The following is an 11590-nucleotide window of genomic DNA, read 5'->3' on the forward strand; positions in this document are numbered from 1 at the left end:
ATTAGAGTGCAGGGCTGTTTCACTGCCAGCCGATATTCGCCATGCTGCCGCGCGCCGAACAAAAGCAACAGACCCGCCAAGCCCTGCTGGATGCCGCCCGCCACCTGATGGAAAGTGGCCGAGGTTTCGGCAGCATCAGCCTGCGTGAAGTGAGCAAGAGCGCCGGCATCGTACCGACGGGCTTTTATCGCCACTTCTCCGACATGGACCAACTGGGCCTGGCCCTGGTCAATGAAGTGGGGGAGACCTTCCGCCATACCATTCGCCTGGTGCGACAGAATGAGTTCGAACTGGGCGGCATCACCGATGCTTCGGTACGGATCTTCCTCGACGTGGTCACGGCCAATCGCCAGCAGTTCCTGTTCCTGGCCCGCGAGCAATATGGCGGCTCGCAGCCCGTGCGCCAGGCAATCGCCACCCTGCGCCAGGGCATCAGCTCCGACCTTGCCACCGACCTTGCACGCATGCCGCGCTGGCAGCACCTGGACAGTGCCGCCTTGGCGGTCATCGCCGACCTGGTGGTGAAAACCGTGTTCGCCACCCTGCCGGAATTGATTGACGAACCGGTCGACGGCGCAACCCAGCCGCTCAGCGCCCAGGACAAGATTACCCAGCAACTGCGCTTCATCTTCGTCGGTGCCAAGCACTGGCAAGGCCTGAGTACCCTGTAGCCGCTCGATCGACTGCGTAGCAGTCGCAACGGCCGCTGCATCTGTCCGAGTGTGGCCCTTACGCGCCCCCTCGCGGCCTGGCGGCAGCGGCTACGGTGGCTACGTTTCCTGCTAACATGCGCGCAAACGCAGCGATCATGACGATACCTTTTCCATGCCCGACCTCCATACCGCCCAGCCTGAACTGCCTGCCCTGCTCGACCGGGCCCAGGCTCACTTCGATCAGCGCATCGTGCCGCTCTGGCTGGGTCCGGGCTGGAATGCCGACATGGGCCTGCCCTATGAAGCCCTGGACGCCCACGCCCAGCCGCTGCCAGTACAGCGCTATCGGGCCATGGCCTGCGCCCGCCAGTTGTATCTGTTCAGCAGCCGCATCGAGCAACCGGGCGCCCGCGAACGGGCAGCGGCGCTGTTCCGCTCGCTGCAACGGCACTTCCACGACGCCGAGCATGGTGGCTGGTTCTACAGCATCGACGCCCAGGGCAAGCCACTGGATCGCCGCAAGGACCTGTACACCCACGCCTTCATCATCTTTGCCTGCGCCCACTACTGGGGGCAGGTGCGCGAGCAGTTGGTCGAATCGACCCTGAATGCTGCGCTTAGCGTGGTAGCCGATCGTTTTTCCCGTGATGACGGCTTGTATGAGGCCAGCCTCGATGAAGACTGGTCGGGCCTGGACAGCGGGCCGTTGCAGAACCCGCTGATGCACTTGGCCGAAGCTTTCCTGGCAACCCACGCCGTACGTGACGATGCCCAGGTGAAAGCCGCCCTGCTGGCGCTGACCGAAGCCATGCAGCAGTACTTCGTCGATAACGAACACGGCGTGATGCTGGAGAAGCCGCGCGGGGCTGTGGATAACTGGTTTGAGCCGGGCCACCAGTTCGAGTGGTTCTTCCTCCTCGACACCTCGGCGCTGCTACGCGGTGGCGCCCTGCATGCCTCCCTGGACAAAGCCTTCAGCTATGCCGAGGAGCATGGCGTCGAAGAGACAGCGGTGCTGGCCATGCTCGAGGCTGATGGCAGCGTCCGCGATGCCACCCAGCGTATCTGGGCACAGGCTGAATACCTGCGGGCACTGGCGTTGCGCCCTGGCAGTGCGGCCAGGGTCCTTGAACAGTTGCAAGCGCTGCAGCAGCACTTCCTGCATGCCGATGGATGGTACGAGTGCCGTGACGCCCATGGCGCGGTCAGCCGCAGCGATATGCCGTCGACCACGCCTTATCATCTGGCGACCTGCCTGCAAGGGTTGCAGCTATCGCGGAACAAGCCCGCGCCCACGCTGTAGGAGCGGGCTTGTTCCGCGAAGGCCTCTCAAGCCTTCCCTGACCGATCAATCGAAAAGCCGGCCCACACCTGGCTTACCGGCATCAGCTCAAGGCTGTTGATGTTGATGTGTGCCGGCTGGTTGAGAATCCAGAAGATGGTTTCGGCGATTTCCTGCGGCTGGATCGCCTCGGCACCGGAATAGGTGGCGTCGTAGCGCGCCTGGTCGCCACCGAAGCGCACCAGGGAAAACTCGCTTTCGCACAAGCCAGGCTCGATGTTGCTGACCCGTACACCAGTACCCGCCAGGTCGCAACGCAGGCTCAGGGAAAACTGACTGACAAAGGCCTTGGTGCCGCCATACACATGGCTCCCCGGATACGGGTAGTTACCGGCCGCCGATCCGACGTTGAGGATGGTCGCGCCGCGCCCGTGGGCGATCAGCCGAGGCAGCAGCAAACGAGTGCTGTACATCAGGCCCTTGATATTGGTGTCGACCATGGTGTCCCAGTCATCCAGGTCGCACTTGGGCGCAGGGTCGGCGCCCAACGCAAGACCTGCGTTGTTGATCAGGCCACGCAGCGTGGCGAACGTCGGCGGCAGGCTTTCAATCGCCGCCTCCATGGCCTTGCGGTCACGTACATCCAGCACCAGCCCGTGTACTTCGGTCTTTTCCGACAGCTCTTGGCACAGCGCATCCAGGCGCTCCTGACGGCGACCGGTCAGCACCAGCGACCAGCCGGCCTCGGCAAATCGACGGGCACAGGCTTCACCGAAGCCAGAGGTTGCGCCAGTGATGAAAACGGTAGAGGTCATGCTCAACTCCTTGCAAGGTCCAAAAAACGGGTCAGCAGCATGCCCGCAGGCAACGCCACCAGCAAGTACAGCCATGCTGTACAAAAAACAACCATAAGTGCCAAAGCCTTGATCCACATGGGCTCGAGCAAGCTTTGCCCACCTTATCCACAGGCTCTTGCACAAAATCCGGGGGCAACTCCTCCCCCCGAGAATCGGCCGTAACGCCTGCAACGACAAGTATTTTCCTTGACCATGCGGGGGTGAATTGACCTCAGCCAGTACTCGCCTGCCCCTGGAGCATTTTACGTAATGGCCCAGGGCCCGTGCAGGCGGTACTTTCGGCATTCTTTCCAAGGCTTGCCCACAGACTTATCCACAGGCAGCACAGTGATTTGAGGGCAGGTTTTACCGGGTATAAAAGTCTTGACATTTGCGTCAGGAATCTTTGCAAAGAAACCTGATCAAAAAACAACCACAATCCTGCAGGCCTTGTATTACAAGGGCTTCAGCAAGGTGCCACCAAGTTACCCACAGCCGCTTCCACACCAATGGTGGACAACTCAAACCCTACAAAAAACAGCCGCTTGCAGCGACTTTGTGTCGCGGCTAAAAGAAAGTGCTCGTAAGGTTGTCCACAAAACGCTGGACAAAAAAACGCCCTGCATGGCAGGGCGTTTTCCCACCGTTGGAATCAGTGCCCCCCCAGGTAAGCGTTACGCACCTCCTCGTTGACCAACAGCTCTTGCCCGGTGCCGGTCAGGCGGATCTGGCCGTTGACCATCACATAGGCGCGGTCCGAGAGTTTGAGCGCATGGTTGGCGTTCTGCTCCACCAGGAAGATGGTCATGCCGGTCTTGGCGAGCTCCCGCAGGGTGGCGAAAATCTGCTTGACCACGATCGGCGCCAGCCCCAGGGATGGCTCGTCGAGCAGCAACAACTTGGGCCGGCTCATCAATGCCCGGGCAATGGCGAGCATCTGCTGCTCGCCACCGGACATGGTCATGGCCCGCTGGTTGCGCCGCTCCTTGAGCCTCGGGAACAGCTCGAACATGCGCTGCATGTCTTCGCTGGCAAACTTGTCGCCGATGGGAATGGTGCCCATCATCAGGTTCTCTTCCACCGACATGTCGGGGAACACCCGACGCCCCTCCGGCGACTGGGCAATGCCGTTGGAGGCGATGTAGTGGGACGACTTGTGGGTGATGTCGGTGCCGCGATAGATGATCTGCCCGCCTGCCGCACGCGGCTGGCCGAAGATCGACATCAGCAGCGTCGACTTGCCGGCCCCGTTGGACCCGATCAGGCTGACCGTCTCGCCTTCGTCGATATGCATCGAGACTTTTTTCAGGGCCTGGATCGGCCCGTAGAAAACGTCCAGCTCCTTGAGTTCGAGAATGGGTGCAGTCATACCAGCTCCTCTTCGTCGGCACCCAGGTAGGCAGCGATCACGGTCGGGTTGTTGCGGATGTCCTGGGGGGCGCCCTCGGCGATCACGTTGCCATGGTCCAGCACCACGATATGGTCCGAGATGCTCATGACCATGCCCATGTCGTGCTCGATCAGCACCACGGTCAGGTCGTGCTCATCGCGCAGTACCCGGATCATCTTGCTCAGCGCTTCGGTTTCCTGCGGGTTGAGGCCCGCTGCCGGTTCGTCCAGGCAGATGATCTGCGGGCGCGTACACATGGCCCGGGCAATCTCCAGGCGGCGCTGCTGACCATACGACAGCTCGCCGGCCAGGCGGTTGGCGCAGTCGACCAGGTCGACTACCTCCAGCCAGTAGAAAGCGTGGTCCAGGGCATCGCTTTCAGCCTTGCGGTAGCCCTTGGTATTGAGCACCCCCGCCAGCAGGCTGCGATTTACCCACATGTGCTGCGCCACCAGCAGGTTCTCCACCACTGACATTTCCTTGAACAGGCGAATGTTCTGGAAGGTTCGCGCAAGGCCTGCGCGGTTGACCAGGTGGGTGCCGCCGAACATCTTGTAGTGCACGCGGTTGATGAAGCGCTTGGGGGAAACGAAATCGCCGAGCTGGAAGCGCTCGCCGAGCAGTTGGATGACGTTGGTGCGAGTACCGCGCAGGTTCAGTTCGATCTTGCCGCCACTGGCCTTGTAGAAGCCGGTCAGGCAGTTGAACACGGTGGTCTTCCCTGCGCCATTGGGACCGATCAGGGCGAAGATCTGGTTGCGCTTGACCTTGAGGCTGACATCGCTGAGCGCCTTGATGCCACCGAAATGCATCATCAGGTTTTCGACCGAGAGAATCACGTCATCGCTCATGGCGCCACTCCTTTACGCGGGACTACACCGGTACGGCTGATGCGAATCAGGCCGCGCGGTCTCCAGATCATCATCAGCACCATGAGCACACCAAACAGCAGCACCCGGTACTCGGAGAAGCTGCGCAGCAACTCCGGCGCCACGGTCAGCACAAAGGCCGCGATCACCACGCCGACCGTCGAACCCATGCCGCCGAGCACCACGATCGCCAGGATCAATGCCGACTCGAAGAAGGTGAACGAGGACGGGTTGACGAAGCCCTGGTAGCTGGCGAAGAACACCCCCGCCAGACCCGCCGTGGAGGCACCCAGGGTGAACGCCGAGAGCTTGACCAGTACATGGTTCAGGCCCATGGAGCGGCAGGCAATCTCGTCTTCACGCAGTGCTTCCCAGGCACGGCCGACGGGCATGCGGGTCAGCCGGTGCTTGATGTACAGCACCGCCAGCACGACCAGGAACAGGACGATGTAGATGAACAGGAATTTCACGTTGGGGTTGTAGTCGATGCCGAAGAACTCATGGAACGGCACGCCACCGTCCTTGGCCCTGCGACCGAACTCCAGGCCCATGAAGGTCGGCGATGGCACCGGCATGCCGTTGGGCCCGCCGGTGAACGACAGCCAATTGTTGAGCACCAAGCGGATGATCTCACCAAAGCCAAGGGTCACGATGGCCAGGTAGTCACCGTGCATCCGCAGCACCGGAAAGCCCAATATGCATCCAGCCAGCGCCGCTGCAATGGCCGCCAGCGGCAGCACGGTCCAGAACCCCAGGCCCAGGTACTGGTAACCCAGCGCCAGGCCGTAGGCGCCGATGGCGTAGAACGCCACGTAGCCCAGGTCGAGCAGGCCGGCCAGGCCCACCACGATGTTCAGGCCCAGCCCCAGCAGCACGTAGATCAGGCCGAGGATCACCACCGTCAACAGGTACTTGTTGGCAAAGAACGGGAACACGATGGCAATCACGATCAGTGCCGGAATGATCCAGCGCAGCCGCGACTTGTAGTCAGGTGCCAGCACATGCACACCCGAGCCACTGCCCTCGAAGCCCTGCAGGATCGACTGGCCCTTGGGGGTCTGCAGGAACAGGCTGAGAACGAAGCGCCCGACCATCACCCCGGCCACCAGCCAGGCGACGCGGGTCGGTTCCATGTTGAAGCTGTAGCCGTCGAGCACCACGCCGACGATGGGCCCGAACACGATCAGGGAAATCAGCCCGGCGAGAATCGCATCGATCAGGCTGCGCTTGATATCGAATGAAGCGGATTTGGCAGCAGACATACTTACACCTTCGCCACGAGTGGGCGACCCAGCAGGCCTTGGGGACGGAAGATCAGAATCAGAACCAGCAGCGAGAAACTGAACACGTCTTTGTAGTCGGAGTTGATCAGCCCGGAGAACAACGACTCGGAGATACCGAGGATGATCCCCCCGAGCATGGCGCCCGGTAGCGAGCCGATGCCGCCCAGTACCGCCGCGGTGAAGGCCTTGATGCCGATGATGAAGCCTGCATAGAAGTCGAAGGTGCCGTAGTTCATGGTGATCAGCACGCCTGCCAGCGCGGCCATCACGGCACCGATGACGAACACGTAGGAGATCACCCGGTCGGTGTTGATACCGAGGATCGACGCCATCTTGCGATCTTGCTGCGTCGCACGGCACATGCGGCCCAGCTTGGTGAACTTGATGATGTAGGTGAGCGCGGCCATGCCGACGAATGCGGCGACCAGGATGAAGATCTTGGTGTAGGTCAACTGGACGAAACCGGTGCCCACTTCCAGGCGCCAGGCGCCTTCAAGCAGCGTGGGTACGCCTTGCTGGCGAGCGCCTTGGCTGATCTGTGCGTAGTTCTGCAGGATCAGCGAAATGCCGATCGCACTGATCAGGGGAGCCAGCCGGGTAGAGTTTCGCAGCGGTTTGTAGGCGATGCGCTCGATGGTCCAGCCATACACGCCTGTGACCACGATGGTGAAGATCAGCGTCCCGAGCATCAGCAGCGGGAAGGATTCGATACCGAAATACGCCAGCAATGCCAGACTGATCGCCGCCAGGTAAGCGGAGATCATATACACCTCGCCGTGCGCGAAGTTGATCATGCCGATAATGCCATAGACCATTGTGTAGCCGATGGCGATCAGACCATAGACAGACCCCAGGGTCAGTCCATTGATCAGTTGCTGCAGAAAAATACCATCCATAACGCAATCTCACGTATTTGAGATTGCACAAGCGCCGACTACGGTGAGCCCCGGATGAAGCGGCCCTCGCAGCGCAGGGTTGTGCAGATCTACGAGAAAAGACAGGTACGGCGCAGAACCGGGTAGCGACCCGGGCACAGGCCCGGGTCGGATACCGTTGTTATTTTTGTTTTTCCAGTTGGTGGTACTTGCCGTCTTTGTCCCACTGGTAGACCACGTAGTCGGAAACGGTCAGGTCGCCCTTGGCGTCCCACTTCTTCTCGCCCATCACGGTTTTCACCGGATTGGCCTTGAGCCACTTGGCGGCGTCCTCGCCCTTGTTGGACTTGGCGCCGTTGAAGGCCGCAGCCAGGGCCTGGACCGAAGCGTAGGCATACAGGGTGTAGCCCTCAGGCTCGGTACCAGCCTTGCGGAAGGCATCCACTACCGCCTTGCTCTCGGGCAGCAGGCGTGGGTCGGCACCGAAGGTCATGTACACGCCATCGACGTACTGCGCGCCACCGGCGGTGGTCACCAGCTCGTCGGTCACCACACCGTCGTCGGACATGAACTTGACGTCCTTCAGGCCCTGCTCGCGCATCTGGCGAACCAGCGGGCCAGCTTCCGGGTGCAGGCCGCCGAAGTAGACGACGTCGGCGCCGGCCGCGCGGATCTTGGTGACCACGGCGCTGAAGTCCTTCTCGCCGCGGGTCAGGCCCTCGTACAGCACCGGGGTCACGCCACGCTTGGCCAACTGTGCCTTGGTGGCATCGGCCAGGCCCTGACCGTAGGTGTCCTTGTCGTGCAGCACCACGACTTTCTTGCCCTTGAGCACGTCGACGATGTAGTCGCCGGCAACGATGCCCTGCTGGTCGTCACGCCCGCACATGCGGAACATGGCGGTCAGGCCGCGCTCGGTCACCTGAGGGTTGGTCGAGCCCGGGGTGATGGCAATGACACCGGCTTCGTCGTACACCTCCGAAGCCGGAATGGTGTTGGAGGAGCAGAAGTGCCCGACCACACCGGCAACCTTGTCCTGGTCAACCAGGCGGTTGGCCACGGCCACGGCCTGCTTCGGCTCGCACGCGTCGTCGCCCTTGACCAGGACAATCTTCTCGCCGTTGACCCCACCCGCGGCGTTGACGGCATCGGCCGCCGCCTGCGCACCTTTCATGTACTGCTCGCCAAACGCTGCGTTGGCACCGGTCATCGGGCCTGCTACACCGATCTTGATGTCGGCCTGAACATACGAAGAAACACCCAGCGCCGTAGCTACGGCAAGGGCAAGAAAGCCTTTCTTGTAAAACGTCTGCGACATGAGGTGGTGCTCCTGGAGTTTTTTTTGGTTGGCACTACAACTTTCAGCAATTGCTCAGAGCAAGGGCCGTGCCATTGGTTTTTTATTCTGGGAAAACTCGTTAAGAAGTTGCCGGAGCCCTGGTCGCGTCCTTTTTTTACTGGCTGTGCAACCCTCTGCCTCACGCCGAGCGCCACTACCGCCAAACAAAAAGAGCAACCGCCATGTGCCATCATTGCAACCCCGGCAAGTGTTTACGTGCAACCAGCCTGTAACAAGATGCGTAACCGAACTGCACATCCTTGGTGCGCGACTGCTACAGCGGGCACCATTACAGGCTAGACGTTGGGACGGGAAACTGCTGCGACATGTAGCTGCTACCGATGTACCCGCGGCAGGCCGCCCACCTGCCTAAAAAGGCTGGCACAATGGCAAGGTCTGTGCGTCGTTGCTGGCAATTGATGGCGCGCGCCCCCTACGGAGCCCCTTATGAGCGAGAGCGCCTTCGCCGATCGCATCGTGCAGAACCTGCTCGACACCGACTTCTACAAGCTGACGATGATGCAGGCGGTGCTGCACAACTACCCCAACGTCGACGTCGAATGGGAGTTCCGCTGCCGCAATGGCGAAGACCTGCGCCCCTATCTGGCGCAGATCCGCGAACAGATCGAACAGTTGTGTGAGCTGAACCTGGGTAATGGCCAGCTGGGTTTCCTGGAGCAGATCAGTTTCTTGAAGCCCGACTTCCTGCGCTTCCTCGGGCTGTTTCGCTTCAATTTGCGCTACCTGCAATTGGGCATCGAGAACGACCAGCTGTATTTGCGCCTGCGCGGCCCCTGGCTGCATGTGATTCTGTTTGAAGTGCCATTGCTGGCAATCATCAGCGAAGTGCGCAACCGCCATCGTTATCCACAGGTCAAGCTGAGCGACGCCCGTGACCAGCTCTACCGCAAGTTCGACTGGCTCAGGGCACACGCCAGCAGTGACGAACTGGCGGAATTGCAGGTGGCCGACTTCGGAACTCGCCGACGCTTCTCCTACAAGGTCCAGGAAGACGTGGTGCGAGTGCTCAAAGAGGACTTCCCAGCGCGCTTCGTCGGCACCAGCAACGTACACCTGGCACGGAAACTGGATATCAAGCCCCTGGGCACCATGGCCCATGAATGGATCATGGCCCACCAGCAACTGGGCCCGCGCCTGATCGACAGCCAGATCGCCGCGCTGGACTGCTGGGTTCGCGAATACCGCGGCCTGCTCGGCATCGCCCTGACCGACTGCATCACTATGGATGCCTTTCTGGGTGACTTCGACCTGTACTTTGCCAAGCTGTTCGATGGCCTGCGCCATGACTCGGGCGACCCGGTGCAATGGGCCGAGAAAGCCATCGTCCACTACCAGAAGCTGGGGATCGACCCGATGACCAAGACCCTGGTGTTCTCCGATGGCCTGAACCTGACCAAATCGCTGGAGATCTTCCGTGCCCTGCGGGGTCGGATCAACGTCAGCTTCGGCATCGGCACCAACCTGACCTGCGACATTCCCGGGGTGGCGCCGATGAGCATCGTGCTTAAAATGACCGACTGCAACGGCCAGCCTGTCGCGAAGATTTCCGACGAGGCAGCCAAGACCCAATGCCGCGACGAAAACTTCGTCGCCTACCTGCGCCACGTGTTCAAAGTGCCCAAGGAGTAATTCATGCAAGCCGTCCAGCGAGAGATTGCGCAAGCGCTCAAGGTCCAGCCGCCCTTCGCCGACCGCGCCGCGCTCGATGCCGACGTGGCCCGTCGTGTGGCGTTCATCAAGCAGTGCCTGAACAATGCCCGGCTCAAGACCCTGGTGCTGGGTATCAGTGGTGGCGTCGATTCGCTGGCTGCAGCACTGATGGCGCAACGGGCAATCAACGAGCTGCGCAGCGAGACGGGCAATCCGGACTACCGTTTCATCGCCGTGCGCCTGCCCTACCAGGTGCAGCATGACGAGCATGACGCCCAGGCGTGCCTGGACGTCATCAAGGCCGACGAAGTACACACCGTAGACATCGCCCCGGCCGTACGCGCCCTGGCTGTCGAGGTCAAGGCACTGGAGAACGGCGCGCCGGCGATGGTCGACTTCGTGGTCGGTAACACCAAGGCGCGCATGCGCATGGTTGCCCAGTACACCATCGCGGGGGCCCGCCAGGGCCTGGTGATCGGCACCGACCACGCTGCCGAAGCGGTGATGGGCTTCTTTACCAAGTTCGGTGATGGTTCCTGCGACCTGGCACCCTTGAGCGGGCTGGTGAAAAACCAGGTACGGGCGATCGCACGCAGCTTTGGCGCGCCCGAATCATTGGTGGAAAAAGTGCCGACGGCGGACCTGGAAGACCTGGCCCCGGGCAAGCCGGACGAAGCCTCCCATGGTGTGACCTACGCCCAGATCGATGCCTTCCTGCACGGTGAACCGGTAAGCGAGGAAGCGTTTCAGATCATCAAGGGAACGTACGAGAAGACCCAGCACAAACGCGAGATGCCATTTGCGCCGTAAAAAAATCGCGGGGCAAGCCCGCTCCTACTGTAGGAGCGGGCTTGCCCCGCGACAGGTCACCCGAATTACTTCAGAGTAACAGTGCCTTTCATCATCGAGATGTGGCCTGGGAACGAGCAGAAGAAGCCGTACTTCTCGTCAGCCTTCAGCTTGGAAACGTCGAAGGTCACCGAGTCGGTTTCCTTGGCGCCGATCACTTTGGTGTGGGCGATAACGCGCTCGTCACCGTCCTTCAGGTAGTTCTTGTCGATGCCTGCGCTCAGGCCATCGGTGGCAATCGGCTGCATGTCAGCTTCTTTGCTGATCACCAGGTTGTGCCCCATGACGTTCTTCGGCAAGGCACCGGAGTGAGTCAGTTCAACGGTAAAGGTTTTGCAGCTCTTGTCGATTTCGATGGCCTTGGTGTTGAAGGACATCTGGTCGGTAGAGTCGACCGTGACCTTGCACTCAGCGGCGAATACCTGAGTGCTGGCGAGGGTCAGCAAGGATACTGCAACAACTTTGGCAAACATCGTGAATCTCCATGGCAGGGTTTTTTATCAGCTTGAAGACTGCCTGAATCCGCAAGGCGGGCCCATGATG

General features: G+C 60.9%; 11 protein-coding genes. 4 read left to right on the forward strand and 7 right to left on the reverse strand.

Going from position 1 to position 11590, the window contains the following annotated elements; translation table 11 throughout:
• The first annotated feature begins 41 nt into the window (after positions 1-41).
• Both ABVN19_RS20025 and ABVN19_RS20030 read left to right on the forward strand, forming a co-directional pair.
• Positions 42-671, forward strand: coding sequence for a TetR family transcriptional regulator (locus ABVN19_RS20025; RefSeq protein WP_028945706.1), 630 nt, complete (start codon positions 42-44; stop codon positions 669-671).
• A gap of 154 nt (positions 672-825) precedes the next feature.
• On the forward strand, positions 826-1956 hold the full coding sequence (locus tag ABVN19_RS20030; protein WP_105642410.1) for an AGE family epimerase/isomerase: 1131 nt from the start codon (positions 826-828) through the stop codon (positions 1954-1956).
• A 26-nt stretch (positions 1957-1982) separates the two neighbouring features.
• Here the strand turns inward: ABVN19_RS20030 and ABVN19_RS20035 are convergent, their stop codons facing one another.
• The 6 genes from ABVN19_RS20035 to ABVN19_RS20060 form a co-directional block, all read right to left on the reverse strand.
• Positions 1983-2750, reverse strand: a complete 768-nt coding sequence (locus ABVN19_RS20035; protein ID WP_028945704.1) for an SDR family oxidoreductase — start codon at positions 2748-2750, stop codon at positions 1983-1985.
• Positions 2751-3423: 673 nt separating this feature from the next.
• A complete protein-coding gene (locus ABVN19_RS20040) occupies positions 3424-4140 on the reverse strand; it encodes an ABC transporter ATP-binding protein (protein WP_028945703.1) in 717 nt (238 codons plus the stop codon).
• Positions 4137-5012: an ATP-binding cassette domain-containing protein gene (locus ABVN19_RS20045; protein ID WP_028945702.1), complete on the reverse strand. Its 876-nt coding sequence runs from the start codon at positions 5010-5012 to the stop codon at positions 4137-4139. Before ABVN19_RS20045 ends, ABVN19_RS20040 begins: the two co-directional genes overlap by 4 nt.
• Complete coding sequence (gene livM, locus ABVN19_RS20050) at positions 5009-6292, reverse strand: high-affinity branched-chain amino acid ABC transporter permease LivM (RefSeq protein ID WP_028945701.1); 1284 nt, start codon at positions 6290-6292, stop codon at positions 5009-5011. Before livM ends, ABVN19_RS20045 begins: the two co-directional genes overlap by 4 nt.
• Positions 6293-6294: 2 nt before the next feature.
• Positions 6295-7209: a branched-chain amino acid ABC transporter permease gene (locus ABVN19_RS20055; protein WP_028945700.1), complete on the reverse strand. Its 915-nt coding sequence runs from the start codon at positions 7207-7209 to the stop codon at positions 6295-6297.
• Positions 7210-7369: 160 nt separating this feature from the next.
• Positions 7370-8506, reverse strand: coding sequence for an ABC transporter substrate-binding protein (locus tag ABVN19_RS20060; protein WP_028945699.1), 1137 nt, complete (start codon positions 8504-8506; stop codon positions 7370-7372).
• A 468-nt stretch (positions 8507-8974) separates the two neighbouring features.
• On the opposite strand from ABVN19_RS20060, the gene pncB reads away from it, so the two are divergent.
• Both pncB and nadE read left to right on the forward strand, forming a co-directional pair.
• Entirely contained in the window at positions 8975-10177 is a 1203-nt protein-coding gene (gene pncB, locus ABVN19_RS20065; protein WP_028945698.1) for a nicotinate phosphoribosyltransferase, read from the forward strand.
• Positions 10178-10180: 3 nt separating this feature from the next.
• Positions 10181-11008, forward strand: coding sequence for an ammonia-dependent NAD(+) synthetase (gene nadE, locus ABVN19_RS20070; RefSeq protein WP_105642411.1), 828 nt, complete (start codon positions 10181-10183; stop codon positions 11006-11008).
• Positions 11009-11073: 65 nt separating this feature from the next.
• Here the strand turns inward: nadE and azu are convergent, their stop codons facing one another.
• On the reverse strand, positions 11074-11520 hold the full coding sequence (gene azu / locus ABVN19_RS20075) for an azurin (protein ID WP_028945696.1): 447 nt from the start codon (positions 11518-11520) through the stop codon (positions 11074-11076).
• Positions 11521-11590: the final 70 nt, after the last annotated feature.

This window comes from Pseudomonas vranovensis, from assembly GCF_040438935.1.
Taxonomy (GTDB): Bacteria; Pseudomonadota; Gammaproteobacteria; order Pseudomonadales; family Pseudomonadaceae; genus Aquipseudomonas; species Aquipseudomonas vranovensis.

Coding starts and splice junctions, on each gene's coding strand:
- ABVN19_RS20025 (WP_028945706.1), top strand. CDS start 42: ATGCTGCCGCGCGCCGAACAAAAGCAACAGACCCGCCAAGCCCTGCTG.
- nadE (WP_105642411.1), top strand. CDS start 10,181: ATGCAAGCCGTCCAGCGAGAGATTGCGCAAGCGCTCAAGGTCCAGCCG.
- ABVN19_RS20040 (WP_028945703.1), bottom strand. CDS start 4,140: ATGACTGCACCCATTCTCGAACTCAAGGAGCTGGACGTTTTCTACGGG.
- ABVN19_RS20060 (WP_028945699.1), bottom strand. CDS start 8,506: ATGTCGCAGACGTTTTACAAGAAAGGCTTTCTTGCCCTTGCCGTAGCT.
- ABVN19_RS20045 (WP_028945702.1), bottom strand. CDS start 5,012: ATGAGCGATGACGTGATTCTCTCGGTCGAAAACCTGATGATGCATTTC.
- ABVN19_RS20030 (WP_105642410.1), top strand. CDS start 826: ATGCCCGACCTCCATACCGCCCAGCCTGAACTGCCTGCCCTGCTCGAC.
- livM (WP_028945701.1), bottom strand. CDS start 6,292: ATGTCTGCTGCCAAATCCGCTTCATTCGATATCAAGCGCAGCCTGATC.
- ABVN19_RS20055 (WP_028945700.1), bottom strand. CDS start 7,209: ATGGATGGTATTTTTCTGCAGCAACTGATCAATGGACTGACCCTGGGG.
- ABVN19_RS20035 (WP_028945704.1), bottom strand. CDS start 2,750: ATGACCTCTACCGTTTTCATCACTGGCGCAACCTCTGGCTTCGGTGAA.
- azu (WP_028945696.1), bottom strand. CDS start 11,520: ATGTTTGCCAAAGTTGTTGCAGTATCCTTGCTGACCCTCGCCAGCACT.
- pncB (WP_028945698.1), top strand. CDS start 8,975: ATGAGCGAGAGCGCCTTCGCCGATCGCATCGTGCAGAACCTGCTCGAC.